Origin of the sequence: Mumia sp. zg.B17, assembly GCF_019550915.1 — a bacterium.
Lineage (GTDB): Bacteria > Actinomycetota > Actinomycetes > Propionibacteriales > Nocardioidaceae > Mumia.
This window is the reverse complement of the sequence record NZ_JAHWCI010000006.1, coordinates 293,553-319,954: the sequence shown is the minus strand read 5'-3', so window position 1 is coordinate 319,954 and position 26,402 is coordinate 293,553. Positions and strand designations below refer to the sequence as shown.

Here is a 26,402-nt window from a genome sequence, read left to right as displayed (position 1 = left end):
CCCCTCTCAGCCACCGTGACAGGAGAACGACGATGGCAACGGCTACCGCACAACCAGACGAGCGGGTCGCAGCGACGGGACCGGTCGCGCGACTCCTCAAGCGCCCGGAGATCGGCGCACTGATCGCCGCGCTCGCGGTGTTCCTCTTCTTCGCCCTCACCACGGAGACGTTCGCCACTCCCGCCGGGGCCAGCACGTGGCTCCAGACCTCCTCGACGATCGGGATCATGGCGGTAGCCGTCGCGCTGCTCATGATCGGCGGCGAGTTCGACCTCTCCGCCGGCGTCATGACCGGCTTCACCGGACTGACGGTCGGGGTTCTCACCACGCACTGGGGCCTCAACATCTGGGTCGCGATCCTGGTCGCGTTGGCCCTCGCGCTCGCGGTCGGCGCGCTCAACGGCTTCATGGTGATGAAGACGGGCCTGCCGAGCTTCATCGTCACGCTCGGCACGTTCTTCGTGCTCCAGGGCATCGACCTCGCCCTCGTCAAGCTCATCATCGGCCAGGTCGCCATCCAGGGGATGTCCAACGTCCCCTTCTACGACCAGCCTCACAAGATCTTCGGATCGACCGTCACTGTCGGCGGCGCCACCATCCACGTCTCGGTCTTCTGGTGGATCGCCGTCACGATCATCGCCTCGTGGGTGCTGATGAGGACCCGCGCGGGCAACTGGATCTTTGCCGTGGGCGGTGCGCAGACCGCCTCGCGACAGGTCGGCGTGCCCGTCTTCCGGACCAAGATCGGTCTCTTCATGACCACGGCCTTCGCAGGGTGGCTGGTCGGGATGCTCGTGCTGTTCCGTACCTCGACGGTCCAGAGCAACACCGGCATCGGCCAGGAGTTCATCTACATCATCTGCGCGGTCGTCGGCGGGTGTCTGCTGACCGGCGGGTACGGCTCGGCGATCGGCGCCGCCCTCGGCGCGCTGATCTACGGGATGGTGAACCAGGGCATCCCGTACTCGGGGTGGGACAGCAACTGGCTCAAGGCAGTCCTCGGCGTGATGCTCCTGGGGGCCTGCCTGATCAACAACTGGGTTCGCAAGAGGGCGGAGAACGCGCGATGAGCACAGCGAGCAGGGACGAGGCCACCAGCGACGACGTCAGCACCAGCGCTCCGCCGCCTCGCGGGACGACGATCGTCGAGGTCCGTGACATCGGCAAGCGCTACGGCAACATCATCGCGCTCAGCGACGTCTCGACCACGGTGAAGGCCGGTGAGGTGACCTGCGTCCTCGGCGACAACGGCGCGGGCAAGTCGACGTTCATCAAGATCCTCGCCGGCGCCCACGAGCACAGCGAGGGGACGCTGCTCGTCGACGGCATCGCGCGGCAGTTCTCCAGCCCTCGCGCGGCTCTCAACCTCGGCATCGCCACCGTCTACCAGGACCTCGCGGTCGTGCCGCTGATGCCGGTGTGGCGCAACTTCTTCCTGGGCTCGGAGCCGACGAAGGGCCGTGGTCCGCTCAAGCGGCTCGACATCCCCGCCATGAAGCGGATCACCAAGAGCGAGCTCGGCGACATGGGGATCGACCTGCGTGACGTCGACCAGCCGATCGGCACGCTGTCAGGCGGAGAGCGGCAGTGCGTCGCGATCGCCCGCGCGGTGCACTTCGGGGCCCGCGTACTGATCCTCGACGAGCCCACCGCCGCGCTCGGGGTGAAGCAGTCCGGCGTCGTCCTGAAATACATCGCCAAGGCTCGCGAGAGGGGCCTCGGCGTCGTCTTCATCACGCACAACCCGCACCACGCCTACCCCGTGGGTGACCGCTTCGTGCTGCTGCGCCGCGGACGCAGCATGGGCGACTTTCCCAAGTCCGAGATGACGCTCGACGAGCTCACCGCGATGATGGCCGGTGGCACCGAGCTGGAGGCGCTCAGCCACGAGCTGAGCCGCGACCTGGGTGCCGACTCCCCCATCGCGCAGGAGATGAGCGCAGACGCCGCCGGTGTCGAGGCAGCGGTCGAGACGTCGCACGGCGCGACGACCGAGACGTCCCCCGGACACGGCACGTCCCCGCGCCCATGACCGACGAGCTCCGGCTCGGGATCGTCGGGTTCGGCTGGATGGGCGAGGTCCACGCGCGAGCCGTCAGCCGCCTGGCCCACCACTTCGCCGACCTACCCCGGCGCGTCCGGGTGGTCGCCGCAGCCGATCCTGCCCCCGACGACCGGCTCGGGCGGGCCGCCAGGGCGTACGGTGCCGAGGTGCTCGTGGAGGACTGGCACGACCTGGTCGCCCGCGACGACGTGGACGTCGTCTCGGTGACCGGACCCAACCACGTCCACCGAGATGTCGCCGTCGCGGCGGCTCGGGCCGGCAAGCACCTGTGGGTGGAGAAGCCGGCCGGGCGGACCGCGGTCGAGACGCGCGAGATCGCTGCCGCGGCCCGAGAGGCGGGCGTCCAGGCGACCGTCGGGTTCAACTACCGCAACGCGCCCGCTGTCCAGCGCGCACGGGAGCTGGTGGCCTCGGGCCGGATCGGCGCGGTGACCCACACGACCGTCCGGTTCCTCTCCGACTACGCCGCGCACCCCGCCGGGGCGCTGACCTGGCGGTTCCGCCAGGACCTGGCCGGCAGCGGTGTGCTCGGTGACCTCGTGAGCCATGCGGTCGACCTCGCCCGTCACGTGGTCGGGGAGATCGGCGAGCTGGTCGCCGACGACGGTCGCTTCATCCCTCGGCGTCCGGCGGCTGTCGGTGCTGCGTCGCACTTCTCCCGCGGTGGTCAGGGACCGCTGCAGGAGGTCGAGAACGAGGACTACGTCTCCGCGCTGCTGCGCTTCGCCGACGGGTCGCGGGGCGTGCTCGAGGCGGGGAGGACCTCCGTCGGCGAGCAGTGCTCGTACGGGATCGAGGTGCACGGCGAGCGTGGTGCGCTGGCGTGGGACTTCCGCCGGATGGGCGAGCTGCGCGTCTGCCTCGACCAGGACTACCAGGACGCCTCGTACGCGACGGTGTTCGTCGGACCGGAGGACGGCGTCGTGTCCGCGTTCCAGCCCGGGGCGGGGATCGCGATGGGGTACGACGACCTGAAGGTCGTCGAGGCCCTCCGGCTCGTCGAGTCGATCGCCACCGGCACGCCGCGTGGCGCGACGATCGACGATGCGGTCGTCGCTGCCGAGATCGTCGAGGCGATGCGTGCCTCGATCGTCGAGCGACGGTGGGTGGCGCTGTGACGGGCATGCTGCGGGTCGGCGTGGTGGGTGCGGGGGCGATGGGCGCCGACCACGTCCGTACCCTCACCACGACGGTCCCGGGCGTTGCCGTCACCCAGGTCTACGACCGCGACACCGACCGTGCCGAGCAGGTCGCCGCGGCGGCCGGGGGTGTCGCGGCGCGGTCCGCCGAGGACCTGATCGCCTCCGACGAGGTGGACGCCGTGGTGGTCGCCTCCCCGGATGCGACCCACGCCGACCTGGTCCTGGCCTGCATCACCGCGGGCAAGCCGGTGCTGTGCGAGAAGCCGCTCGCGGTCACCTCCGAGGAGGCGCTCGGCGTCGTCGACGCCGAGGTGTCGGCCGGACGCCGGCTGGTCCAGGTGGGATTCATGCGTCGGTACGACCCCGGCTACAACCGCCTCAAGGCGACCGTGTCCTCGGGTGCGCTGGGCGAGGTGAGGGTGGTCCACAACGTGCACCGCAACGCCTCCAGCGCCACGAGCGCCACCGGACCCGGCATCGTCACCGGGTCGATGATCCACGAGCTCGACACCGTCCCGTGGTTGCTCGACGACGAGGTCGTCGGCATCCGGGTCGAGTCGCCGGTCAAGGACGGCCTGCCCGACCCCCAGCTGGCGACGCTGGAGATGGCCGGAGGGACACTCGCGACGGTCGAGGTGTTCGTCAACGCCGGCTACGGCTACGACGTGCGGTGCGAGGTCGTCGGCACGAGCGGGACCGCGGCGCTGACGCGCGGCGCCGACGTCAGCACCCGGATCGCCGGGGTGGAAGGAATCGTGGTCGCGAGCGACTTCGTCGTCCACTTCGCCGACGCCTACCGAATCGAGCTGTCAGCGTGGACCCGAGCCGCGCGAGCCGGCGGCGTCGACGGGCCGACCGCCTGGGACGGCTACCTCGCGAACCTCGTCGCCGAGGCCGGCGTCACCGCGTTGACGAGCGGCGTGCGGCAGGCCGTCACGCCGGTCCCGCGTCCTGACCTCTACCCCCGGCGGGCAGACTGATGAACGGGGTGCGCATCGGGCTGATCGGCGCGGGTCGTATCGGTGCTGCCCACGCCGAGACGTTGGTCCGGAGGGTGCACGGAGCCGATCTCGTCGCCGTGGCCGACCCGCGACCGGGTGTCGCGGCGGCGCTCGCGCAACCGCTGGGAGCCCGCGGGGAGACCACCGCTGAGGCGGTGACAGCCGCCGACGACATCGACGCGGTCGTCATCACCGCCTCTTCGACTGCGCACTCGGCACTGGTGGTCGCGGCGGCAGAGGCTGGCAAGCACGTGTTCTGCGAGAAGCCGGCGGGCATGACGATCGCCGAGATCGACGCCGGTGTGGCGGCGGCCTCGGCTGCAGGCGTGGTGTTCCAGGTCGGCTTCAACCGGCGCTTCGCCCGGGACTTCCGCGCGGCTCACGACGCGGTCGTCGACGGCGCCATCGGCCAGGTGCGGATGCTCCGCTCGCTGACCCGCGACGCCGGGGAAGGACCGCCCGACCCTGCTGCCGTGCCTCCGTGGACGATCTTCACCCAGACGTTGATCCATGACTTCGACATGCTCAACTGGCTCAATCCGGGTGCTCGTGCGGTCGATGTCCTCGCCACCGCCGACGCCCTCGTCGCGCCCCGGCTGAAGTCGTCCGGGCTGCTGGACTCGGCGGTCGTGGTCATCCGCTACGACAACGGCGCCATCGGCACTGCGGAGGCCAGCTTTGCTGCGGCCTACGGCTATGACGTACGGGCGGAGGTCCTGGGCTCCGCGGGGATGGTGACCGCCGGCGACGCGGCGGCCTCGTCCATGCGGCTGCACGATGCGTCCGGGCGACGTGCTGCCACCGCCCGCAGCGACGTCGCGCTGCTGGGTGACGCCTACGCCGCCGAGCTCGCCGAGCTGGTCGCCGCCGTCCAGGAGCGCCGGGCCCCCGAGGTCACCGGCGCGGACGCCCGCGCCGCGCTCGCGATCGCCGAGGCATGCATCGCCTCGATCCGCTCCGGAGGCCGGGCCGAGGTTGACCCAGGAGTCCTGGCGTGACGTTCACCCTTGCGGCCTGCGCCGAGATGGTCCATCTCGACCTGCCGCACCTCGAACGCGTGAGGAGGATCCACGACGCCGGCTTCGCCGTCGAGATCTGGGGCTGGACCGACAAGGACGCCGCGACGCTCGCCGCCACCGGCGCACGGTTCACCTCGATGACCGGCTACCTGCACGGCGACCTGACCACGCCCGAGGGAGCCGACGCCCTCCTTCGGACCGCGGCAGCGTCGATCCGGTTCGCGCACGAGATCGGCTGCCCTACCCTCAACGTCCATGGCACCGGCCTGGGCGACGGTGGCCTCCCGGTCCGGCCGGTCGAGCACGTCACGGGCGGCATGTGGCTCGCCGCCCGGCGGACCCTCGAGCGGCTCGCTGCGCTGGCCGAGGGGGAGGGCGTGACCTACGTCCTCGAGAACCTCAACACCGAGGTCGATCACCCGGGGACGCCGTTCGCACGCGCCACCGACACCCTTGCGCTCGTCCGGGAGGTGGGCAGCCCGCACCTCCGGATGAACCTGGATCTCTACCACGCCCAGATCGGCGAGGGGAACCTCGTCGATCTCGTACGGCGATCGATCCCGTACCTCGGTGAGGTGCAGGTCGCCGACGTTCCGGGACGATGCGAGCCCGGCACCGGCGAGATCCGGTGGTCCTACGTCGCCCGTGAGCTCGCGGCGGCCGGGTACGACGGGGTCGTCGCCCTGGAGGCGTGGGCCTCGGTTGACTCCGACCTCGCGCTCGAGCGCTTCCGCGACGCGTTCACGGTCGAGCACTGACCTCTCAGAGGACCGCGCCGTGGTCGGGGTCGTCTCCCCGGTCGTGGTCTCCTCGGCGGACGAGCAGGAACACCAGAGCCACCACGAAGGCGACCACCGCGACGCCGGGGATGATGCCCGGCACCGGCGCGCCGATCACGGCGAGGGCGAAGAGCAGCAACGGCCCTCCGACCAGGCCGCCCCACGCCACCCTGGTCCACAGGTCACCTCGCGGCATCGGCTCGGGCTCGGGTGGGACGAACTCCTCCTCGTCCCACGCGTCGTCGTCCTCGTCGGGGACCGGGTCGGACCAGCGCGGCTGGAAGACGCCCTGGGGTTCGAGGACGTCGCGGGGATCGGAGGTGCCTGTTGCGTCATGTGGATCGGACGTCGGACGCTCCTCGGCAGGCGGGTCGAGGTCGGGCATCGAGAGCTCGAGGCCTGCGACGATCCGCTCGAACTCCTCGTCGTCGGAGGTCGCGCCGCTCACAGGGCCGGGTCACCCTCCAGCGTTGTGCCGGCGGTGTGCCGGGCGATGAAGTCGGCCGACTCCGACCAGATGCGCTCGGCGTCGTTGTCGAGCGTGGCGACGTGGTAGCTGTCGGTGAGGACGACCTCGACCGCCACCGCAGAGGAGACCCCCGCGAGGATGAGGCGACCCGACGACGGGTCCACGACGTGGTCCTCGGCCGACCGGAACATCAGCAGCGGCTGCGAGACCTTGTGGAGGTTGGCGCGGACGTCGGCCCACAGCCGCGTCTGCGACCACAGCGCGTGGAGCGGGGTCCGGTCGTACCCGGACTCCTCGACGCCGCTCTTCTTGATGTCGTTGCCGATGCCGGCCAGCGACGGCACCAGGTGACGCACCACCGGGAGCGCGGCCAGCCGGCGGTCGGCGATGGTGACGGCCGGGTTGACCAGCACGACGGCGTCCAGGTCGTCGGGTCGCTGCTCGGCGAGCCGAAGCGCGAGGGCGCCGCCCATCGACAGCCCGGCGACCGCAACGTGCTCGCAGCGTCCACGCAGCTCCGACAGGGTCCGGTCGGCCTCTGCGTACCAGTCGTCCCAGCGGGTGCGGTTCAGCTCCTGCCAGGTGGTGCCGTGGCCGGGAAGACGGGGGACCCGCACGGTGAAGCCCCGGTCGGCAAGGTGGCGTCCCCAGGGAGCCATCGACGCCGGCGAGCCGGTGAAGCCGTGGAGCAGCAGCACGCCGGTCGGTCCTCCGTCGGCGACGAGCGGGTGCGCGAGGGGGTGCAGCGCAGGGGAGTCGGCCATGAGCCCATCTTCGCCCAGTGCCGCCCGTCCGTACAGCAGAGGGTGTCAGGCGCTGTACGCTTTCGCTGATCAAGGAGGGGATGATGTGACCTACTGGCTACTCAAGTTCGTGTTCCTCGGTCCGCTGCTGCGGCTCGTGTTCCGGCCTGAGGCCTCCGGGGCCGAGAACGTCCCCGCTGAGGGCCCGGTGATCATCGCGAGCAACCACCTCTCCTACAGCGACTGGCTGTTCATGCCGCTCGTCGTCCCGCGGCGTGTCACCTTCGTCGCCAAGGCGGAATACTTCACCACCCCCGGCATCAAGGGGTGGTTCCAGAAGACGTTCTTCTCGTCCACCGGTCAGGTCCCCATCGACCGGACCGGTGGACGTGCATCCGAGGGCGCTCTGCGCACCCAGCTCCGTCTGCTGCGCAAGGGCGAGGTGTGCGGGATCTATCCCGAGGGCACGAGGTCGCCCGACGGCCGCCTCTACCGCGGGCGCACCGGCGTCGCCCGGCTGGCGCTCGAGTCCGGGGTGACCGTCGTCCCGGTGGCAGTGCGGGGCACCAACGTCGTCGCACCCCCCGGCAAGGTCTTCGGCCGCTACACGCGGCCGACCGTACGGTTCGGCGAGCCGCTCGACTTCAGCCGCTACGAGGGCATGGCCGACGACCGCTACATCCTTCGGGCGGTCACCGACGAGATCATGTACGAGATCATGCGGCTCTCGGGCCAGGAGTACGTCGACACGTACGCATCCCGCTCTCGCAGGCCAGGGCCCGAGTCGCTCTCGGACGCTCCGCCCCGCGAGCTCCCGAAGGCGTCGTAGGCCGCGAGCATGGACCGCGTGACGCGCGCTGCGCAGCAGGTCGACGACCAGTTCTACCGTGTCCTCACCGTCCTGCGGGCCGTGACGCTGGTCTACGCCGTCGGCGTCAACGCCGCCCGTTGGCGCGACTTCGAGCATCCTGTCGCAGCGTGGTTGCTCATCGGCGTGATGGTCATCTGGTCGGGCGTGGTCACGTGGCTGTACGAGCCCCGCCACCGCGCGACGTGGGTCTTCATCGTCGACATGGTGGTCACCCTGGCGCTCCTGCGTTCGACGCAGTACGTCCACACGCCCGAGATGCTCGCCGAGCACACGTTCACCCTCACCACCTACTGGGTGACCACCGTCGTCGTGTGCTGGGCGGTGCGCTGGGGGGTCACGGGAGGGCTGCTCGCCACCGCCATCGTGCAGACCGTCGACGTCACCATGCGTCCGACGGTCAACTCGTCCACCGTCGGCAACATCTTCCTGATGGTCCTCGCCTCTATGCTCGTCGGCTTCTGCGCCCACGCCCTGAGGGTCTCGGCGGTGCGCAGGGTCGAGGCCGAGCGTGCGGCGGCGATGGCCAGCGAGCGCGAGCGGCTCGGTCGCGCGGTGCACGACGGCGTTCTCCAGATCCTCGCGCTGGTCCAGCGACGCGGCAACGAGATCGGAGGCGAGGCCGCCGAGCTGGGGCGTCTGGCGGGGGAGCAGGAGCTGGCGCTGCGGAGTCTCATCCAGTCCCGGGGACGCGACGAGCCGACGACCGACGGTCAGATGATCGACCTGGGCCGTGCCCTCGACACGCTGGCGGAGCCGCGGGTGAGCGTCGCGACGCCGAGCCGTCCGGTCATGCTTCCGGCGGAGGTCGTCGAGGAGCTGGTCGCTGCCATCCGGGCGTGCCGCGCCAACACCACGCTCCACGGCGGGCCGGAGCCGTCCACGTGGATCCTGCTCGAGACCGTCGGCGACCGGGTGGTCGTGAGCGTGCGCGACGACGGACCCGGGATCCCGTCAGGACGGCTGGAGGAGGCGGAGGCCGAGGGCCGGATGGGTGTCGCCACGTCGATCAAGGGACGTCTGCGTGACCTGGGCGGGAGCGCTGACCTCGTCGACACCGGCGGACAGGGGTGCGAGTGGGAGCTCTCCGTACCCCTGACGCGTGTGTCGTGGCCCACAGGCGCGCGATAGGGTGCGGCCCATGGTGCGAGTGATGGTTGTGGACGACCACCCGTTGTGGCGGGAGGGCGTCGCGCGTGATCTGACCGAGGCAGGCCTCGACGTGGTCGCGACCGCGGCCAACGGCGTCGACGCGATCAACCGGGTGCTCGCCACGCGGCCGGAGGTCCTCCTGCTTGACCTCAACATCCCCGCTCCCGACGGCGTCGAGGTGACCGCGACGCTGACCCAGCGCGGGCTCGACACCAAGGTCCTCGTCCTGAGCGCCTCCGGCGAGCAGCAGGACGTCCTCGACGCCGTGAAGGCCGGTGCGAGCGGCTACCTCGTCAAGTCGGCGTCACGCGAGGCGCTGCTGGACGCGGTCCAGGCGGTGGCTCGTGGAGAATCGGTCTTCACGCCCGGGCTCGCGGGCCTCGTGCTCGGCGAGTACCGCCGGCTGTCGGAGGCACCCCCGACCGACGAGCCGGACGCGCCCCGCCTGACCGAGCGGGAGACCGAGGTGCTGCGCCTCGTCGCCAAGGGTCTGACCTACAAGCAGATCGCCGAACGCCTGGTGCTGAGCCACCGTACGGTCCAGAACCACGTCCAGAACACCTTGCGCAAGCTCCAGCTGCACAACCGGGTCGAGCTGGTCCGCTACGCGATCGAGCGCGGGCTCGACGAGTAGCCACCACACCGCCGCTGACGCTGGAAGGGGAGTCACATGCGAGTCGGAGTGCTGACCGGTGGCGGAGACTGCCCCGGTCTCAACGCGGCCCTCAGAGCGATCGTCGGCCGTGCCCGGTCGGAGTCGTCGATGGAGATCGTCGGCTTCCGTGACGGCTGGCGGGGGCCGATCGACGTCGACACCCGCCCGCTCGGCTGGGACGACGTCGCCGACCTGCTCGACCGCGGCGGCACGATGCTCGGATCCTCGCGCACGAACCCGGTCGCCATGGACGACGGGATCGCGAGGGTGCGCGCAGGACTCGACTCCGCCGGCTGCGACGCGCTCATCGCGATCGGGGGCGAGGACACCCTGGGGGTGGCGCACGCCCTCGCCGACGAGGGCGTCGCCGTCGTCGGAGTGCCCAAGACGATCGACAACGACCTCTCCGCGACCGACATCACGCTCGGTCACGACACCGCCGTCGTGATCGCGACCGAGGCCGTGGACCGGCTTCGCACCACCGCCGAGTCCCACCACCGTCCGATCGTCCTCGAGGTGATGGGACGGCACGCGGGCTGGATCGCGCTGCGCGCCGGTCTCGCCGGTGGCGCCGACGACATCCTGATCCCGGAGCAGCCGGTCGTCGTCGACGATGTCCTCGAGCGGTGCGCCCGCGTCGTCGCGAGGGGACGTGCTCCCATCGTCGTCGTCGCTGAGGGTGCGGTCCCCGAGGATGGTGCCGAGGTGCTCGCCAACGCCGGCACCGATGCGTTCGGACACACCCAGCTCGGTGGCGTCGGTGACTGGCTGGCCGCCGAGTTCGCGCGGGCGCAAGACCCCAGCACCCGGGCCGCGGTGCTCGGGCACGTGCAGCGCGGCGGCACGCCGACGGCGTACGACCGCAGCCTCGGGACCCGCTACGGACTTCACGCCGTCGAGGCGGTCGTCGACGGGGCATGGGGCTCGATGGTCGCCCTGCGGGGTGACGACATCACCCGGGTTCCGCTGGCCGACGCGGTGGGGCAGCTCAAGACCGTGTCGCCCGAGCGGTATGCCGAGGTGGCGGCGCTGCTCGGCTGACGGCTCGTCCCGCCGACCGGGACCGGGAGAGCCCCGTGGGCGGGGCGTCGTACCCTGGGATCGTGAGCATCCCGAGCCTCGAAGCCCTGCGCGCCATGGGCCCCGCGCAGCAGCCGACGTACGCTGACCCCGCGGCCCGTGACGCCGCGGTGCAGCGACTGCGGGGGATGCCGCCGCTGGTGTTCGCCGGCGAGGCCGACCAGCTGCGCGACAAGCTGGGCGCCGTGGCGCGCGGTGAGGCGTTCGTGCTGCAGGGTGGTGACTGCGCCGAGACCTTCGACGGCGTCAACGCCGACAACATCCGCAACAAGCTGCGCGTCCTGCTGTCGATGGCCGTCGTGCTCACCTATGCCGCGAGCGTGCCGGTCGTCAAGATCGGGAGGATCGCCGGGCAGTACGCCAAGCCGCGCTCGAGCGACACCGAGACCCGCGACGGTGTGACGCTGCCGGCCTACCGCGGCGACGCGGTCAACGGCTTCGAGTTCACGCCCGAGGCGCGGGCCCACGACCCGCAGCGTCTGCTCGAGGTCTACCACGCGTCGGCCGCCACCCTGAACCTCGCCCGCGCCTTCACCCAGGGCGGCTACGCCGACCTGCGCAAGATGCACGCCTGGAACTCCGACTTCGTCCGCAACAGCCCGGTGGGCACCAAGTACGAGACGATCGGCAACGAGATCGACAAGGCGCTCGCCTTCATGGACGCGATCGGGGTCGACCCCGACGAGTTCCACACCGTCGACTTCTACTCGTCCCACGAGGCGCTCCTCCTGGAGTACGAGCAGGCGCTCACCCGCGTCGACTCGCGCACCGGTCACCTCTACGACGTCTCCGGGCACTTCCTGTGGATCGGCGAGCGGACCCGCCAGCTCGACGGGGCGCACGTCGAGCTCCTCAGCAGGATCGCCAACCCGGTCGGCATCAAGCTCGGCCCGACGACGTCACCCGACGACGCCCTCGCGTACGCGCACAAGCTCAACCCGGAGAACATCCCCGGCAAGCTGACCTTCGTGACCCGCTTCGGTGCCGACCGGATCCGCGACCTGCTGCCCGTGCTCGTGGAGAAGGTCCACGCCGCCGGCGTCCAGGTCGCGTGGATCAGCGACCCGATGCACGGCAACACCTTCGCCACGGACAACGGCTACAAGACGCGCGAGTTCGACGACGTGATCGACGAGGTGCGCGGCTTCTTCGAGGTGCACCGGGCGCTCGGGACCTGGCCGGGCGGCGTCCACGTCGAGCTCACCGGTGACGACGTGACCGAGTGCGTCGGTGGTGGCGGCAAGCTCGTCGCGGCAGACCTCACGCACCGTTACGAGACGCTCTGCGACCCGCGCCTCAACCGTGCCCAGTCCCTCGAGCTGGCGTTCCTCGTCGCGGAGATGCTGCGCGCACGCTGACTTCCGTACGCCGCAGGCCGCCCGGCCTCGTCGGTGGAGAGTCGGTCGGCACCGCCCGTCGGCTCGACAGGTCGTACGCTGTGCTTCGTGCAGGTGCTCTCGATCCAGTCCTCCGTCGCGTACGGCCACGCAGGCAACAGCTCGGCCGTCTTCCCGCTCCAGCGCCTCGGCGTCGATACATGGCCGGTCAACACGGTCGCGTTCTCCAACCACTCCGGCTACGGCGTCTGGCGTGGCACCGTCTTCGAGGCGTCCCAGGTCGCCGACGTCATCACCGGTGTCGCCGAGCGGGGAGTGTTCCCCTCCCTCGACGCGGTCCTCTCCGGCTACCAGGGGGCGCCTGAGATCGCCGAGGTCATCCTCGATGCCGTCGCGCAGGTCAAGGCGGCCAGCCCACGTGCCGTCTACTGCGCGGACCCGGTGATCGGCGACCGCGGACGCGGCGTCTACGTGCGACCGGGCATCGCGGAGCTGATGCGCGACCGGATCGTCCCCGCGGCCGACATCACCACGCCCAACCAGTTCGAGCTCGAGCTGCTGACCGGCGCCGAGGTCGGCTCCCTCGATGCGCTGCTGGCGGCCGTCGACGCGTTGCGCGCGCGTGGACCCCGCATCGTGCTCGTGACCTCGGTCGAGGTGTTCGACCCCAGCGAGAAGACCATCTCGATGGTGGCCGTCGACGACACGGGGGCGTACGTGGTGACCACGCCGAAGCTGGAGATGAACGTGGTCGCCGGATCCGGCGACGCGACGACGTCGATGTTCCTCGGCCGCCTCCTGCAGTCGGACATGGACGTGCCCGGTGCGCTGGGCACGGTCGCCTCGTCGATCTTCGGCATCCTCGAGCACACCCGCCGTACCGGGGCGCGGGAGATGGAAGTGGTGGCCGCGCAGGATGTCATCGCCGACCCGCCGATGGAGTTCGCGGTCGAGCGCCTTCGCTGACTGCCCGCGGGTCAGTCCCTGGCGCTCGCGGGTCACCCTCTTCCGCTCGCGGGTCAGTTTCTTGCGCCCGCGGGTCACCTCCTTCCGCCCGCGGGTCACCCCCTTCCGCCCGCGGGTCAGTTTCTTGCGCTAGCGGGTCAGTCTTTGGTGTTCGTGGGTCAGTTCCCGGAGTTCGACTGTGACTCGCGGGCGCGAGATGGTGACTCGCGACTGCGAGAGGGTGACCCGCGGGCGGAGGAAGTTAGCGGTCGCGGAGCCCGGCGAGCAGGACGAGATCCTCGGCGGTCGCGGCGTCGCCCCCCGGTGTCTCGAGCACGAACGGCACGCCCGCAGTCGCCGGGTGCGCGAGCAGCGCCGCGAACGCCTCCGTCCCGATGTGCCCCTGCCCGATCCGCTCGTGCCGGTCCTTGAAGCTCCCCCGCACGTCCATCGAGTCGTTGGCATGGACCAGCGCCAGCCGACCCGGCCCGGCGATCTTCACCAGGCGTTCGAGGGTTGTGGCGACCCCGTCTGGCTCGTCGAGCGGCTCGCCGGCCGCGAAGGCGTGGCACGTGTCGAGGCAGATGCCGAGGCGAGGGTGGTGTTCGAGGATGTCGAGATAGGGCTCGAGGTCGTCGACCCGGGCGCAGAGCGATCGCCCCTGTCCGGCGGTGGGCTCGAGGAGCAGTCGTGGGCCGTCATCCGGGAGCGCGTCGAGGAGCGGAAGAAGCCCTTCGCGCACCTGCTTGAGGCCCGTGTCGTACGCCCCGTCGTCGACGCAGGACCCGGTGTGGACGACCAGACCCTGCGCCCCGATGGCGGCGGTGCGTCCGAGGTTGTGCGCGACCGCGGCGATCGACCTCTCGTACGTCGTGGGGTTCGGGCTGCCGAGATTCACCAGGTACGGCGCGTGGACGAACGCCGGCACGTCCTCGTCCTCGCACCGCTGGCGGAACGCGGCGTCCTGGCCCGGGTTGCCCGCCGACGCCGCCCATCCACGCGGGTTCCCGGCGAAGACCTGGAGCGTGTCGGCCCCGAGGGCGCGCATGGTCGTCCACGCACCTCGGGCGAGCCCGGCTCCGACGGCGATGTGCGCCCCCAGAGGGTTGCGGGCGTGCGTGACGGGGGCAGAGGGGGAGGGGTTCGGCACGCCGACCATCTTAGGTCGTACCGTCCGGACGGTACGACGACCGATGGACCGGTCAAACGATCCTGAGGATGATCGTGGACCCGGGCGGAGCCTCGTCGCCACCGCCCGGCGACTGCCGGGAGACCAGGTTGCTCCCGAAGTGGATGCGCTCCTTCTCGACCTCGACCACGAAGCCGGCGGCCTCCAGGATGGCCCGCGCGTCATCGACGTTCTTGCCGACCACGCCGGGGACCTCGATGGGCTCGCGACCGTCGGAGACCGTGAGCGTGACAGTGTCGCCCTTGTAGGCCGTGCCGCCCGAGGGGTCCTGACTCATGACCTCGTCCTTGGGGACCTCGTCGTCGTTGACCCGCGTGACCTCGACCTCGAAGCCCGCCTTCTCAAGCTCCTGCTGAGCCCGGTCGACCGGCTTGCCGGTGTAGTCGGTCACCTTGACCGGGCGCCGTCCCTTGCTCACCACCAGGTCGACCTCGGTGTCGGGCCGGATCATCCGTCCGACCGGCAACGAGACGGCGATCACGTCACCGAGCTCGACGGAGTCGTCGTACTTGCGGTCCACCTGACCGACGACGGCCTTGATGTCGGCCAGCGCCTGCTCCGCCTCGCTCTCGGACATGCCTTCGAGGTCGGGGAGGGGGTAGCGCTCTTTGCCCTTGGACACGGTGAGCGTCAGCGTGCCGTCGGGAAGGATTCGTCCGCCGGGACCGGGGTCGGTGGAGACGACCGACCCGCGGGCGACCGTCTCGCTGTAGGAGTCACCGCCTGTCTCGACCACGTAGCCCGCGCGCTCTCCCTCGGCGCGCGCCTCGGCGAGCGGCAGCCCGACGAGGTCGGGTGCGGAGTCGTAGCGCGCCACGCCGTACCACCAGCCGGCGCCCGCCGCGAGGAGCGCGACGAGGAGGACTCCGACGAGCAGGAGTCGCCCGCGCCGGCTCCGTGGTCCGCCGCGGGGCGTCGACGGGGGAGACGCGGGCGCTGAGGGGATGCCGGACGCGTCGCGGGTGACGGTCCGGGTCGCCTCGTAGCCGCCGTGGTCACCGTCGGCGTACGACGCCACCGTCGTCGGCGCGTCCGCGGAGGGGTCGCGCGGCCCCCAGTGGTCGTGCGCGGCGTCGGCGGGCGCGAGGGCCGTCATCGCCTCCGTCGGGTGGTGCGGGATCTCGTCGCTCGGAGCCATCACGATCTTGTGCAGACGCAGGTCCTGGGTGAGCTCGACGTCGTCGGCGACGTCAGCCTCCAACGCGGACCGGACTCTGCGCACCTGGTGGAGGAGGACCCGGGCGTCGGCGGAGCGCTGGTCGCGGTCGCGCGCTGTCGCGCGGGCGACCAGCGCATCGACGTACGGCGGGATGCCGGCCACCAGGGTCGACGGCGCGGGGACGTCGGCGTGGACGTGCTGGTAGGCGACCTGGAGCGGGGTCTCACCGGTGTGCGGCTTGGAGCCGGTCAGCATCTCGAACATCATCGCGCCGACCGCGTAGACGTCGCAGCGGGCGTCGGCGGCCTCGTTGAGGACGAGCTCGGGGGCGAGGTACGAGACGGACCCGACCAGGACGCCGCCCGTCGCCTGGGAGTCAGAGCTGATCGCCCGGGCGAGGCCGAAGTCGGCGACCTTGAGCTGTCCGTCGGGGGTGATGAGGACGTTCTCGGGCTTCACGTCGCGGTGGATCATCCGTGCGTCGTGCGCCGCCGAGAGCGCCAGCAGCAGCGGCTCGACGAGAGTGAGCACGCGGCGAGGGGGCAGCGGGGCCTCGCGGCTGATCACGTCGCGGAGAGTGTGGCCGGCGACGTACTCCATGACGAGGTACAGGAGCCCCAGGTCGGCCCCCTGGTCGAACACCGCGACGACGTTGGGGTGGCTGAGGCGGGCTGCGGCCCGTGCCTCGCCCTGGAGGCGCGTGGTGAAGCCGTCGGCGTCGGGACCGGACTGCATCACCTTCACCGCGACGGTACGGTCGAGGCGCGTGTCGGTGGCGAGCAGGACGGTGCCCATGCCGCCGCGGGCGAGGATCTTGCGCAGGTGGTAGCGACCGTCGAGCACTCGTCCTACGAGCAGATCGTCGTCGAGTGTCGTCACGGTCACCTCCTCACGGCGTGCGGGCCGGATCGTGGTCCGGGCAGGCCAACGCGGGGAACGGCCCCGCCTCAGTGTAGGTGAGCGCCTACCCCGACCGGCGGAGGCGACTCCGTCGGGTCGTGCGAGTCTTGACCCATGGCTGACGAGACCGGATCCGTCCCGACGACGGGCGAACAGCTCGACGAGCTCGTTGACGAGTGGCTCACGCTGGACGAGGCTGCGACGGCGCTGGAGACGACGGTGAGCCGCGTACGCCAGAAGGTGCGCGAGCGGGACCTGCTCGCCGTGCGCACGGCGTCGTCGTCGAAGCAGCGTGTCCCCGCGCTGCTCCTGGTCGACGGCGCCCCGCTCGAAGGGCTTCGCGGCACGCTGGTGCTCCTGGGGGATGCACGCTTCACCGACGAGGAGGCGGCGGTCTGGCTCTTCACCGCCGACGACACGCTGCCGGGTCGCCCGGTCGACGCGCTGCGCGAGGGCCGCGGCCGTGAGGTCCGCCGGCGCGCGCAGGCGCTCGGCTTCTGAGCGAAGCGCCCGACCGGCTCAGGCCGAGCGACGCACCGCGCGGGTCGCGAGATCCGAGAGCAACCCGGCGTACGGCGCCAGCCGCGGATGCGTGAGCGCGGCTGACGCCCGGTCCTCGAGGGCGACGATGTCCTCCTCGAGCCGAGCCAGGGCACCGGTGTCACGCATCACGTCGCGGAGGCGGTCGACCGCCTCCGGGGTGAGAGACGGATCACCGAGCCCTCCGTCGAGAGCCGCGCGCTGCTCGCTCGTCGCCCGCTCGTAGGCGTGCGCGACGAGCACCGTCTGCTTGCCCTCGCGGAGGTCGTCGCCGGCCGGCTTGCCGGTGACCGCCGGGTCGCCGAACACGCCGAGCACGTCGTCGCGCAGCTGGAACGCCTCGCCGAGCGGGACGGCGTACTCGCTGAGCGCGTCGATCGTGTCCTGACCGACCCCCGCCAGGGCCGCACCGAGGTGGAGGGGGCGTTCCACGGTGTACTTCGCCGCCTTGTAGCGCACCACTCGCAGCGCCTCCTCGACCGAGCTCTCGCCGATCGCCTGGCCGACGAGGTCGAGGAACTGGCCCGAGACCACCTCGGTCTTGCAGGCATCGAGGTACGGGGTGGCCCGTGCGACGACGGCGGGTGCGAACCCGGACGTACGGAACATCTCGTCCGACCAGGAGAGCAGGAGGTCGCCGAGCAGGAGCGCCGCCCCGGTGCCGTACGCGTCGGGGTCTCCTGACCAGCCGGCCGCTCGGTGGGCGATCGCGAAGGCGGCGTACGCGGACGGGTTGCCACGCCGAGTCAGCGAGGCGTCGATCACGTCGTCGTGCACGAGCGCGCTCGCCTGGAGCCACTCGAGGGCGGCGGACGCGCGAGCGACTGCCGCGTCGTCGCCGGTCCCGCCGCCGACGACCCACCCCGCGTGGCAGAACGCCGCGCGGAGACGCTTGCCGCCTGCCGCGGCCTCCGACGCGGCGGCGAGGAAGGGGATCAGGCGGGGCCCGAGGGGGGCGAGTCGCTCGCGCTGGGCGGCCGCGAAGGCCTGGAGCTCCTCACCGACCCGGGTCGAGAGGTCGGGGGAGTCGGACACGATCTCCACCCTACCGACGTCCACGCCGACGTCCACGACTCGGCCGGAACGCCGCCTGCGGCCGTACGCCCGGTTAAAGTGAGGTCATGTCGACCGCCCGCCGTCTCAGCGAGGACATCGCCGCCTCGGCGCCGAGCTTCTCGTTCGAGTTCTTCCCGCCGAAGAACGACGCCGGCGAGCGCGCGCTGTGGACGGCGATCCGCGAGCTGGAGCCCTTGCACCCGACGTTCGTCTCGGTGACGTATGGCGCCGGCGGGTCCACCCGTGACCGCACCGTGCGCATCACCGAGCGCATCGCCACCGAGACCACGCTCCGCCCGATGGGGCACCTGACCTGCGTCGGCCAGTCGCGCGACGACCTTCGTACGGTGCTCGGCCAGTACGCGGCCGCGGGTGTGCGCAACATCCTCGCGCTGCGCGGTGACCCGGTCGGAGGTCCCGGTGCGCCCTGGACGCCGCACCCGGGCGGCCTCGACCACGGCGACGAGCTGGTCGCCCTGGTCGCGGGGTTGGGGACCTTCTGCGTCGGTGCGGCGGCGTACCCGAAGGGACACCGCGAGTCCTCCAGCCTGGAGGCGGACGCCGACGTCGTGGTGGCCAAGGCCCGCGCCGGGGCGGAGTTCGTGGTCACCGACTTCTTCTTCCTCGCCGAGGACTACTTCGCGCTCGTGGAGCGCGTCCGCGCCCGAGGATGCGAGATCCCCGTGGTGCCGGGCATCATGCCGATCACGAACCTCAAGCAGATCTCCCGCATGGCCGAGCTCTCGGGTCACGACGTGCCGCCGTCGGTGGTCTCACGGCTGGAGCCGTGGGCCGACGATCCCGACGGCCTGCGTGCGGAGGGGACGCTGGTCGCGACCGAGCTGTGCGACGCGCTCCTCGAGGGCGGGGCGCCGGGCCTGCACTTCTACACGCTCAACCGCTCGACGGCGACTCGGCGCATCTACGAGAGCCTCGCTCCGCTCCCCGTGATGTGACCTGCGACACGCGCGGCCATCGCCTGCGTCCGGCGCGTGGACCCCAGCGGTGCGATCCTGACGTTGTGACTCGGGAGCAGCACCGCAAGCGGGGGATGCTGGTGCTCGGCGGTCTGATCGGGGCCGTCGTGTTCGTCGGCTGCGCCTACCTGTACTTCCACGGAGGCGTCCACGGGGGCCTCCTCGTCGTCGCGTGGTGGACCAGCGGCCTGGTGAGCGTCGGTCTGGGGGTGGCGACCTGTGGCGTCGAGGACGACGGCATCGAGCGTCCCCACTATCTCGGCTCGCTCGTCACCGGTCTCCGTCAGGAGTGGAGCCACACCGGCACCCACGGGCGCCGCTGAGCGGTCGGCCTCATGGTCGGAGGGTCTCGGCCGCCGCGGCGGTCCCGAGTGCGACCAGCTCGGTCGACGGGCCTGGGTGGGCGTTGACGCCGACCCGGAGCAGGCCGCGTCGCTCCGGCCCGACCCCGGGGAGCGTGAACGCCGTACGCCACCCCGACCACTGCCAGCCGTGGCGCGCCCCGTGGCGGCGCGCCACGTCGACCGGGCTCACGTCCTCCCGGTGGACGACGTGGTCGCCGACGTCGATCCCGACCCGGCGCAAGGTCAGCACGGGGTCTTCGGCGGCGAGGTGCTCGACCGTCCATGCCTGCCCGTCGCCCGTGTGCGTAGCGCTGGGCGTGACCCGGACGGGGGTGCCGTGGACGACCGTCTGCTGAGCCAGCCGGGGGGCGTACGGGCCCAGGCCGAGGTAGGTGACCGCCGACGGCACCCGGGGGAGGGCGTCGGTCTCCGACCGCCCGCCCGGTCCGGTCGGGGCTGCCCACACGACGACGTCCGCGCCGACCCTGCCGTCGTCGGTGAGGACACCGTCGACGACGTCGGTCCCTGTCACGTCGTGGGCACGCACGCCGAGCCTGATCTCCACCCGCCGCTCCTCCAGCCGTCGCTCGAGCGCCGCGAGGAGGGCCGTCGAGCCGCCGGCGATCCGCCAGCGGCCGAACGAACGCTCGACCAGGTCGTACACCCCGAGGAAGGCGGGCATCGAACGGGGCTGCTGCCCGTCGAGCCGGTGGCGGTCGAGCACGAGCGCGCGCAGGTGAGGATCGCGAAGACCGCGTCGAGCCGCGCGCTCGAGCGACAGGCGCGTCCGCAGCGTCCGCCACTGCTCACGGTCGAAGTCGTCGCGTCCGGCCAGCGGCCGGCCGAGCGCGACGTGGCGCAGCACCTCCCACGCGTCGTCGAACCCGTCGAGCCACCGGGTCCACCGCTCGCCCGTGCCACGGCCGAGCACGGCGTCGATCGCGTCGGTCTGGGCTCCCCGGCTGCCGGAGGGAAGGTCGAGAACGAGGTCGCGGTCGAACACATGCCGCCGGGCGACGGCAAGAGGCTCGAGGTCGAGGACGCGCTCGAGCGGCCGGCCGGACTTCTTGAAGAGGTCACGCACCGTCGCGGGCAGCGTCAGCTCCGACCACCCGTGGTCGAAGGACCAGCCTCCCGCCTCGTACGGCCGGAGCTGCCCACCGAGACGGTCGTCGGCCTCGAGCAGGACGACGCGGTGCCGCATCTTGGCCAGGCGGACCGCAGCAGAGATGCCCGCGAACCCGCCCCCGACCACCACCACGTCAGCCACCGGGTCAGGCTACCGAGCGACGCCGACGCGCCGACGCGCCGACGTGCACGTCGCGGTCCTCGCTCAGGTCACGATCTGAGTACGAATGCTCATGTGGATCGGCGCTCACGCGCGAGACGATGGTGGCGACGCTGCTCGTCCGGCTCGCGTCGGGGGTCGAGCCGGGCGGGCAGCTCCATGTCTCCGGGTGATCGGCGCTGCCGGGTCAGGCGACCTCGGTGGGAGTGCCGCCCGTGATCGCGACGAGCTGGTCGAACGAGGTTGCGAACACCGCGCGCGGATGGCCGGCCGCCGCCCAGACCACCTCGTGCTCCCTCAGGGCGAGGTCGACGAAGGTCCGAAGCGGTGCGGGGTGGCCGACCGGCGCCACCCCGCCGATCACCTGGCCGGTCGCGGCCCGGACCGCCTCGGGCCGGGCACGCTCGAGCGTCGGCAGTCCGTGGGCGGCAGCCAGGGCCTCGGTGTTGACGCGGTGCGCGCCGCTGGTCAGGACAAGCACCACCTCGCCCCCGCCGTCGAAGACGAGACTGTTGGCGATCGCGGCGACGTCGACGCCGAGTGCGTCGGCCGCCTCCTGCGCCGTACGTACGGAGTCGGGCAGCATCCGCACGACCTCGTCGACGACCCCACGATCGGCAAGGGCCTGGATCACCTGCTGGACCCTCGGATGTGTCGCAGTCATCGGGCGACCGTACTGGTTGTGGGGGCCAGCGCTCGCCGGCGCCCTCAGCTCCAGGCGCCGTAGACGGTCACCTTGAGCTTCTTGTTGGAGGTCAGCGCCCACAGCTGCTTGGCGTCGGGGATGTAGAGGTTCACGCAGCCGTGGCTGTGCCCGACGAAGGGGTCCATCATCAGGTAGGAGGCGTGGAAGGCCTGACCGCCCGAGAAGAACTGCGCGTACGGCATCTTGGCTTCGTAGATCGAGCTGACGTGGTTCTTGCTACGGGAGAACACGGTGAACTTGCCGGTGCGGGTCTTCGACGAGGCGGCGCCGCCACGCACCAGCCAGCTGTTCCACAGCGTGCCGTTGCGGTAGAGCACGACCTGGTGCCGACGGCGGTCGTAGCAGGCGTTCCAGCCCGACGACTTGCACCGCTTGGGGATCTTGGACTTGCCACGCACCGTCTTCTGGATGAGGCGCTTCCAGGTCGCGGTGTTCGCCACGCCCGAGCGCTTGAGCCCGTGGCGCTTCTGGAACTTCTTGACGGCCTTCGCGGTGCGGGCGGTGTAGACGCCGTTGACCGAGCCTCCGTAGACGCCGGCCCAACGCAGGCGGTACTGGAGCTCGCGGACGTGCTTGATCGACGTCACCGACCGGTCGCGGTCGCCCGGACGCGTCGTCGCCCGGTAGAACCGGTCCTTGCGGGAGGGCTTGGCTGCGCGGAGGGCTGCCGGCGCGGCCGCGACCGTGGACTGGCCGACGGCGGCCGGTGACACCACGGCCGGCACCACGGCGGCCGGGGCTGCGCTCGCCGGCGACCCAGCGCCGAGAGCGAGTCCTGAGAAGGCCAGGGCGGCAGAGCAGACAAGGGTGGTGGACCGGCGCATCGGCGTCCTTCCGGGATGGCAGACGGGAGCCGTTGCCCCCCTGCGCACAAACAATAGCCCGTGCTGTGGCGCAGCCGATGACGCCTGCCTAGACTGGACACCCAAGGTCCGGCGGCAACCGCCGGTCGAGTTCAGGGGAGGCCCGAAGTGCCGCTCTCAGAGGAAGAGCAGCGACTGCTCGAGCAACTTGAGCAGGCGCTTGCTGCCGAAGACCCGCGACTCGCTTCGACCTTGCGCGGTTCGAAGCTCCGAGCCCGCGCTCGCCGGATCATCGTCCTGGCGTCGATCGGCTTCGTCGCGGGGGTCGCGATGCTGATGATCGGCGTGATCGCCGCCTCGACGCCCGTCGGAGTTGCCGGGTTCGCCCTCATGGTCGCGGGCGCCTACTTCTTCCTCACGACGTGGCGTTCGCGTGACGTCGAAGGACCTGACGAGTCCACCCAGACCGCGCCGCCGCGTCCGAAGCAGGGCAGCGGCAGCACCTCGGACTCCTTCATGCACCGCATGGAGGAGCGCTGGCGCCGCCGGCGCGACGACTCCGGCTCCTGACGGCTGCGGCCTCCTGAGCGGGCGTGCACGCTCGGGACCGAGCTTCCGACTCTCGCCCCGCGGGCTACTCCCGCAGCGAAAGAACCTCGTCCTCTTCCCGGACCCCGACACGCCGCTCGGCCGGCACGAGGACCGACCGGGGGAGCACCGCGGCACCCAGTCGCTGCCGGCGCGTGACGCTGGCCGCCGTCGCACCGACAAGGTGGTCGACCACCGCGGTGAGGTCTGCCGGCTCGTAGACAGGCGCGTAGCGACTGCGCTCGACCGCGTCGACGAGCGTGTCGATCGCCTCTCGCGCCACCGGGTCGTCGTCCAGCCGTGCCCGCAGCGGCGCGATCGACGTTCGCGGTGAGACGCCTTCGGTCCAACCGATCCCGTGGTCGGTCGCGGTGTCGCGGACCTCTGCCCAGGCGTCCTCGGCTGCCGCCGCCGGATCGTCGTGGGCCGCGCGTCGACGGCGTCGCCGGGCGGTGCGGACGGCCGCGGGGACGGCGAGCGCGACCGTGAGGAGCCCGAGCACCACGAGGGCCACGGGCACCCACGACCCTCCGCCGTCAGCGGCGTCCCCCGCGGCGTCTGCCTCAGCGCTGCCCGGAGCCGGGGACGCGGCGCCGGTCGGCAGCGCCGTCGGGTCTGCTGACGGGTCCGGAGCCTCCTGCGGGTCGGCCGAGCCTTCGGCGAACGTCGGAGGTGTGTAGCCGCTGCCGCCAGGTGTCGGCTCGAAGCCGATCCAGCCGACGCCCGCGAAGTACAGCTCGGGCCACGCGTGCATGGCGGTTCCCCGGAAGACCCACGTGCCCTTCTGACGGGCGGGCTCACCGGAGAGGAAGCCGACGGAGACGCGTGAGGGGATCCCCAACGACCGGGCCATCATTGCCATCGCGGTGGCGAACTGCTCGCAGTAGCCGACCCGATCGTCGGTGAGGAAGGCCTCGATCGTCTCCATCCCCGATCCGGGGCGCTGGGCGAGCGAGTACTTGAAGCCACCGTCCTGACGGAACCACCGCTGGAGAGCGAGGGCACGGTCGAACGCGTTGGACGCGCCGGCGGTGACCTCCTCCGCGCGTTCGTTCACGACATCCGGCGTGGAGGAGGGGAGATCGACGTAGGACGACATCGTCAGCGTCGAGGCAGGAGCGGTGCGCAGGTCGGCCTGAGTCGGACGCGCGACCATGACCTCGACGTCGTAGGACGCTCCGGCGAAGGACCCGAGACGTGGGAGGCGACTGATGTCGAGCATGCTCCGGTTGATCTCGACACCGGAGGAGTCCTCGAGCCTCACGGCGGTCGGAGCATAGACATGGGGGAGCCAGCGCGTCTCGAACCCGGGTGAGACCGCGGTCCGGTAGCGCGCTGTCGTCGTCGGCACGCCGGGATTGAGACCCGGCACCGACGGGAGGTCGTCGTCGAGCTGCTGGCCGGCACCGACGCGGTCACCGAGGGTCCACCCCTGGTCGCCGACCGACTGCATCGAGGCGAGCCGGACGTATCGCGGCCGGGGCGCGTCCTTCTCCTCGGTCATCGTCAGGAGGACGTCGCGACTCTGTCCGCGGAGGTTGCGGCGCATGTCGAGCACCGGGTTGTCGAGGCCCGTGCCGATGCCGGATCCGGCACCCGAGCCGGCCCCGTCGAGGAAGCTCTCACCGGCGGTCGGCGTGACCAGGGGGACGACCAGGGCGACGGCGATCGCGCCGATCGCGATCCCGACCGCGGGAATCGACGCGCGCACGTGCCCGACCGCGGAGTCGACGGGGTCCCGCGGCTGGGAGCCGACCGCGGTGACGCGCGGTCCCCAGGCACGGCCGTCGTCGTTGCGCGTGACGGCGAGCAGGCCGGCGTACGCCGCAGCGCCCAGGACGAACACGAGGAGCGGCGAGCGACCCTCGAGGAGGGTCGCCGGCACCATGACGACGGCGAGGAGGACGAGCCCGAGGGCCGGCGTCCATCGCAGCTCGGCGGCGAGGACGTCGATCACCAGCGCCAGGACGATGACGAGGGCGGCGAGGGTCGCGGTGAGCGCCGCGGTGTCGGGGACAGGCGCCGCATATCGCTGGGCGTGCAGATAGGTCGCCTCGGCCAGGGCACCGGCACGTTCGAGCGTGTCGGGGGTAGGAATCACCCCGGCGATCCCGGTGCCTGCCCCGTACGCCGCGGTGAGCCACCCGAGCGTCACCGCGGCCTGCGCGGCGACGACGACGGGTCGGCGTCCGCCTGCCGCGCGGACGACGACGCCGACGAGGACCACGGCCGCGGCGCCGAGCGCGCCCTCGAGCAGGAAGCGGCTGTCGGCCACCAGCGGCGAGAACGCGGCTCCCGTCGTGACCGCAAGCAGCCACACCCACAGCCCGACCCAGAACGTGTGCGCCACCGACGCGTTCATCGCACCGCATCCTTCGTGGACTGGGCCGCAAGGGCGTGCCACGCCTCGCCCACCGTGTCGCCGCCGCCGACCGCCGTGGCGGCCCAACCCTGCGCGCGTGCCGAGGAGGCGAGGTCGGCCGCGGTGCCCGAACCACCGTGGGCCCCGCGCAGCCAGCCGTCGCCGTCGAGCACCAGGGCCAGTCGCCGTCCGGCGCCGAGCGAGCACCGGTTGACGTGCTCCAGCGAGTCCGGGTCTGCTCCGCCGACGATGGCCACGACCGTTCCTCGCGACGCCATCACGTCGGCGGGCACCAGGTCGCTCCCGCGCCGGGCCGACATGCGTACGGCGGCCAGGTCGTCGAGGATCAGGCCGAGCTCGTCACGTGCGGAGTCGTGGGAGTCGGTGGTGTCGGTGATCAGACGGACGTCCCACCCGTTGCCGGCGAAGTGGGCGACGACCGAGGCGGCTGCCGACACCGCCCACTCGAAGGAGCCGTCCGAGCCAGGGCGGTGGACGTGGCGGCGGGTGTCGAGGTAGACGGTGACGTCGGCGTGGCGACCCTCCTCCTCGCGGCGGACCATCAGCTCTCCGGTCCGCGCCGTCGTGCGCCAGTGGATGCGGCGGAGGTCGTCGCCGATGCGGTACTCGCGTACGGAGGCGTCGTCGGGGCGTCCGTTCGAGCCGAGCCGGACCCGGTGCTCTCCCTGTTCGGTCCCCACGCCTCCCGCCCACAGCCGGCCGAGCGGGTGGATGGTGGGGGTGACGACGAGGGGCGTCGTGGTGTGGAAGGTCTTGCGGACGGACAGGAAGCCGAAGGGGTCTCCGACCCGGACCGACAGGGGACCCAGGGAATAGAAGCCGCGCCGCCGAGGAACCAGTCGATAACGGGCCGGGCACTGCCACCGCGCTCCGACCGTGTCGACGGCGAAGCGGCGGTCGCCCCCCAGGGCGTCGGGCAGCCGGTCCTCCAGGAGGAGGGTGCCCGACGTGCCTCGACCACGGCCGGAAAGGTCGAGCGACACGTCGACGTCCGTGCCCGCAGGCACCCGCGCCGGCGACACCTCGCGGCTGGCGCCCACCGTGCTCCGGCTGTGAGCGACCGCGATGACCGCCAGCAGCGGCAGCGCGAGCGCGAGGGCGCCGATGCGGACCAGGAGGTCGAGTCCCAGGAACATGCCCCCGAGCACCACGGTGGTCCCCGCGGCCAGGAACGCGCGGCCGCGCGACGTCAGAGCACCGAGCGTCGAGCGCAC

26 protein-coding genes are annotated in these 26,402 nt (G+C 71.7%); 16 read left to right on the top strand and 10 right to left on the bottom strand.

The window, feature by feature from the left end; all coding sequences use genetic code 11:
• The first annotated feature begins 32 nt into the window (after positions 1–32).
• The 6 genes from KV097_RS09950 to KV097_RS09925 are packed head-to-tail and all read left to right on the top strand — an operon-like array spanning position 33 to position 5,985.
• A complete protein-coding gene (locus KV097_RS09950; RefSeq protein ID WP_220344358.1) occupies positions 33–1,070 on the top strand; it encodes an ABC transporter permease in 1,038 nt (345 codons plus the stop codon).
• Positions 1,067–2,032, top strand: coding sequence for an ATP-binding cassette domain-containing protein (locus KV097_RS09945; protein WP_220344359.1), 966 nt, complete (start codon positions 1,067–1,069; stop codon positions 2,030–2,032). The genes KV097_RS09950 and KV097_RS09945 overlap by 4 nt, the downstream gene beginning before the upstream one ends.
• Positions 2,029–3,183 carry a Gfo/Idh/MocA family protein gene (locus KV097_RS09940; protein ID WP_220365782.1) on the top strand — a complete coding sequence of 385 codons (1,155 nt, stop codon included), beginning with the start codon at positions 2,029–2,031 and terminating at the stop codon, positions 3,181–3,183. The genes KV097_RS09945 and KV097_RS09940 overlap by 4 nt, the downstream gene beginning before the upstream one ends.
• 5 nt (positions 3,184–3,188) lie before the next feature.
• On the top strand, positions 3,189–4,187 hold the full coding sequence (locus KV097_RS09935; protein ID WP_255559491.1) for a Gfo/Idh/MocA family oxidoreductase: 999 nt from the start codon (positions 3,189–3,191) through the stop codon (positions 4,185–4,187).
• A complete protein-coding gene (locus KV097_RS09930; RefSeq protein WP_220365780.1) occupies positions 4,187–5,206 on the top strand; it encodes a Gfo/Idh/MocA family oxidoreductase in 1,020 nt (339 codons plus the stop codon). Before KV097_RS09935 ends, KV097_RS09930 begins: the two co-directional genes overlap by 1 nt.
• Positions 5,203–5,985 carry a TIM barrel protein gene (locus KV097_RS09925; RefSeq protein ID WP_301021716.1) on the top strand — a complete coding sequence of 261 codons (783 nt, stop codon included), beginning with the start codon at positions 5,203–5,205 and terminating at the stop codon, positions 5,983–5,985. The genes KV097_RS09930 and KV097_RS09925 overlap by 4 nt, the downstream gene beginning before the upstream one ends.
• Positions 5,986–5,989: 4 nt before the next feature.
• Here KV097_RS09925 and KV097_RS09920 read toward each other — a convergent pair whose 3' ends face one another.
• Positions 5,990–6,454 (bottom strand): hypothetical protein, encoded by a 465-nt coding sequence (locus KV097_RS09920; RefSeq protein ID WP_220344363.1) that lies wholly within the window; start codon positions 6,452–6,454, stop codon positions 5,990–5,992.
• Positions 6,451–7,239 carry a carboxylesterase gene (locus tag KV097_RS09915; RefSeq protein WP_220344364.1) on the bottom strand — a complete coding sequence of 263 codons (789 nt, stop codon included), beginning with the start codon at positions 7,237–7,239 and terminating at the stop codon, positions 6,451–6,453. The genes KV097_RS09920 and KV097_RS09915 overlap by 4 nt, the downstream gene beginning before the upstream one ends.
• A gap of 85 nt (positions 7,240–7,324) precedes the next feature.
• Here KV097_RS09915 and KV097_RS09910 point away from each other — a divergent pair, with 85 nt between their 5' ends.
• From KV097_RS09910 to pdxY, 6 genes are all read left to right on the top strand, one after another.
• Entirely contained in the window at positions 7,325–8,047 is a 723-nt protein-coding gene (locus KV097_RS09910) for a 1-acyl-sn-glycerol-3-phosphate acyltransferase (protein WP_220344365.1), read from the top strand.
• A 9-nt stretch (positions 8,048–8,056) separates the two neighbouring features.
• Positions 8,057–9,217 (top strand): MacS family sensor histidine kinase, encoded by a 1,161-nt coding sequence (macS, locus tag KV097_RS09905; protein ID WP_220347037.1) that lies wholly within the window; start codon positions 8,057–8,059, stop codon positions 9,215–9,217.
• A gap of 10 nt (positions 9,218–9,227) precedes the next feature.
• Positions 9,228–9,872 carry a response regulator transcription factor gene (locus KV097_RS09900; RefSeq protein ID WP_220344367.1) on the top strand — a complete coding sequence of 215 codons (645 nt, stop codon included), beginning with the start codon at positions 9,228–9,230 and terminating at the stop codon, positions 9,870–9,872.
• A 36-nt stretch (positions 9,873–9,908) separates the two neighbouring features.
• Positions 9,909–10,934: an ATP-dependent 6-phosphofructokinase gene (locus KV097_RS09895; RefSeq protein WP_220344368.1), complete on the top strand. Its 1,026-nt coding sequence runs from the start codon at positions 9,909–9,911 to the stop codon at positions 10,932–10,934.
• A gap of 59 nt (positions 10,935–10,993) precedes the next feature.
• Complete coding sequence (locus KV097_RS09890) at positions 10,994–12,331, top strand: class II 3-deoxy-7-phosphoheptulonate synthase (protein ID WP_220344737.1); 1,338 nt, start codon at positions 10,994–10,996, stop codon at positions 12,329–12,331.
• Between the two features lie 87 nt (positions 12,332–12,418).
• Positions 12,419–13,276 (top strand): pyridoxal kinase PdxY, encoded by an 858-nt coding sequence (gene pdxY / locus KV097_RS09885; RefSeq protein ID WP_220344369.1) that lies wholly within the window; start codon positions 12,419–12,421, stop codon positions 13,274–13,276.
• 241 nt (positions 13,277–13,517) lie between these two features.
• Here the strand turns inward: pdxY and KV097_RS09880 are convergent, their stop codons facing one another.
• Positions 13,518–14,405, bottom strand: a complete 888-nt coding sequence (locus KV097_RS09880; RefSeq protein WP_308289394.1) for a deoxyribonuclease IV — start codon at positions 14,403–14,405, stop codon at positions 13,518–13,520.
• A 52-nt stretch (positions 14,406–14,457) separates the two neighbouring features.
• Positions 14,458–16,482, bottom strand: coding sequence for a Stk1 family PASTA domain-containing Ser/Thr kinase (pknB, locus tag KV097_RS09875; RefSeq protein WP_308289393.1), 2,025 nt, complete (start codon positions 16,480–16,482; stop codon positions 14,458–14,460).
• 135 nt (positions 16,483–16,617) lie between these two features.
• Here pknB and KV097_RS09870 point away from each other — a divergent pair, with 135 nt between their 5' ends.
• Positions 16,618–17,004, top strand: a complete 387-nt coding sequence (locus tag KV097_RS09870) for an Rv2175c family DNA-binding protein (RefSeq protein ID WP_220344371.1) — start codon at positions 16,618–16,620, stop codon at positions 17,002–17,004.
• A gap of 18 nt (positions 17,005–17,022) precedes the next feature.
• On the opposite strand, the gene KV097_RS09865 is transcribed toward KV097_RS09870, so the two are convergent.
• Entirely contained in the window at positions 17,023–18,078 is a 1,056-nt protein-coding gene (locus tag KV097_RS09865) for a polyprenyl synthetase family protein (protein WP_308289392.1), read from the bottom strand.
• 86 nt (positions 18,079–18,164) lie between these two features.
• Between KV097_RS09865 and metF the strand changes: the two genes are divergently transcribed.
• Positions 18,165–19,055: a methylenetetrahydrofolate reductase [NAD(P)H] gene (gene metF / locus KV097_RS09860; RefSeq protein WP_220344373.1), complete on the top strand. Its 891-nt coding sequence runs from the start codon at positions 18,165–18,167 to the stop codon at positions 19,053–19,055.
• A gap of 65 nt (positions 19,056–19,120) precedes the next feature.
• Positions 19,121–19,399, top strand: a complete 279-nt coding sequence (locus tag KV097_RS09855; RefSeq protein WP_220344374.1) for a hypothetical protein — start codon at positions 19,121–19,123, stop codon at positions 19,397–19,399.
• Between the two features lie 10 nt (positions 19,400–19,409).
• Here KV097_RS09855 and KV097_RS09850 read toward each other — a convergent pair whose 3' ends face one another.
• From KV097_RS09850 to KV097_RS09840, 3 genes are all read right to left on the bottom strand, one after another.
• Positions 19,410–20,690, bottom strand: coding sequence for an FAD-dependent oxidoreductase (locus KV097_RS09850; protein WP_220365778.1), 1,281 nt, complete (start codon positions 20,688–20,690; stop codon positions 19,410–19,412).
• A 205-nt stretch (positions 20,691–20,895) separates the two neighbouring features.
• On the bottom strand, positions 20,896–21,372 hold the full coding sequence (locus tag KV097_RS09845) for a YbaK/EbsC family protein (RefSeq protein WP_220365777.1): 477 nt from the start codon (positions 21,370–21,372) through the stop codon (positions 20,896–20,898).
• Between the two features lie 44 nt (positions 21,373–21,416).
• Positions 21,417–22,238, bottom strand: coding sequence for a L,D-transpeptidase family protein (locus tag KV097_RS09840; protein ID WP_220365776.1), 822 nt, complete (start codon positions 22,236–22,238; stop codon positions 21,417–21,419).
• Between the two features lie 147 nt (positions 22,239–22,385).
• Between KV097_RS09840 and KV097_RS09835 the strand changes: the two genes are divergently transcribed.
• Complete coding sequence (locus tag KV097_RS09835) at positions 22,386–22,787, top strand: DUF3040 domain-containing protein (protein WP_220344378.1); 402 nt, start codon at positions 22,386–22,388, stop codon at positions 22,785–22,787.
• A 64-nt stretch (positions 22,788–22,851) separates the two neighbouring features.
• Here the strand turns inward: KV097_RS09835 and KV097_RS09830 are convergent, their stop codons facing one another.
• Both KV097_RS09830 and KV097_RS09825 read right to left on the bottom strand, forming a co-directional pair.
• On the bottom strand, positions 22,852–25,167 hold the full coding sequence (locus tag KV097_RS09830) for a DUF3488 and transglutaminase-like domain-containing protein (RefSeq protein WP_220365775.1): 2,316 nt from the start codon (positions 25,165–25,167) through the stop codon (positions 22,852–22,854).
• Positions 25,164–26,402, bottom strand: a complete 1,239-nt coding sequence (locus tag KV097_RS09825; protein ID WP_220344380.1) for a DUF58 domain-containing protein — start codon at positions 26,400–26,402, stop codon at positions 25,164–25,166. Before KV097_RS09825 ends, KV097_RS09830 begins: the two co-directional genes overlap by 4 nt.

Bases quoted from the DNA above. Each gene is read 5' to 3' on its own strand.
- KV097_RS09845 (WP_220365777.1), bottom strand. From the start codon at position 21,372: ATGACTGCGACACATCCGAGGGTCCAGCAGGTGATCCAGGCCCTTGCC.
- macS (WP_220347037.1), top strand. From the start codon at position 8,057: ATGGACCGCGTGACGCGCGCTGCGCAGCAGGTCGACGACCAGTTCTAC.
- KV097_RS09940 (WP_220365782.1), top strand. From the start codon at position 2,029: ATGACCGACGAGCTCCGGCTCGGGATCGTCGGGTTCGGCTGGATGGGC.
- KV097_RS09950 (WP_220344358.1), top strand. From the start codon at position 33: ATGGCAACGGCTACCGCACAACCAGACGAGCGGGTCGCAGCGACGGGA.
- KV097_RS09870 (WP_220344371.1), top strand. From the start codon at position 16,618: ATGGCTGACGAGACCGGATCCGTCCCGACGACGGGCGAACAGCTCGAC.
- KV097_RS09915 (WP_220344364.1), bottom strand. From the start codon at position 7,239: ATGGCCGACTCCCCTGCGCTGCACCCCCTCGCGCACCCGCTCGTCGCC.
- metF (WP_220344373.1), top strand. From the start codon at position 18,165: ATGTCGACCGCCCGCCGTCTCAGCGAGGACATCGCCGCCTCGGCGCCG.
- KV097_RS09900 (WP_220344367.1), top strand. From the start codon at position 9,228: ATGGTGCGAGTGATGGTTGTGGACGACCACCCGTTGTGGCGGGAGGGC.
- KV097_RS09935 (WP_255559491.1), top strand. From the start codon at position 3,189: ATGCTGCGGGTCGGCGTGGTGGGTGCGGGGGCGATGGGCGCCGACCAC.
- KV097_RS09840 (WP_220365776.1), bottom strand. From the start codon at position 22,238: ATGCGCCGGTCCACCACCCTTGTCTGCTCTGCCGCCCTGGCCTTCTCA.
- KV097_RS09830 (WP_220365775.1), bottom strand. From the start codon at position 25,167: ATGAACGCGTCGGTGGCGCACACGTTCTGGGTCGGGCTGTGGGTGTGG.
- KV097_RS09930 (WP_220365780.1), top strand. From the start codon at position 4,187: ATGAACGGGGTGCGCATCGGGCTGATCGGCGCGGGTCGTATCGGTGCT.
- KV097_RS09945 (WP_220344359.1), top strand. From the start codon at position 1,067: ATGAGCACAGCGAGCAGGGACGAGGCCACCAGCGACGACGTCAGCACC.
- KV097_RS09895 (WP_220344368.1), top strand. From the start codon at position 9,909: ATGCGAGTCGGAGTGCTGACCGGTGGCGGAGACTGCCCCGGTCTCAAC.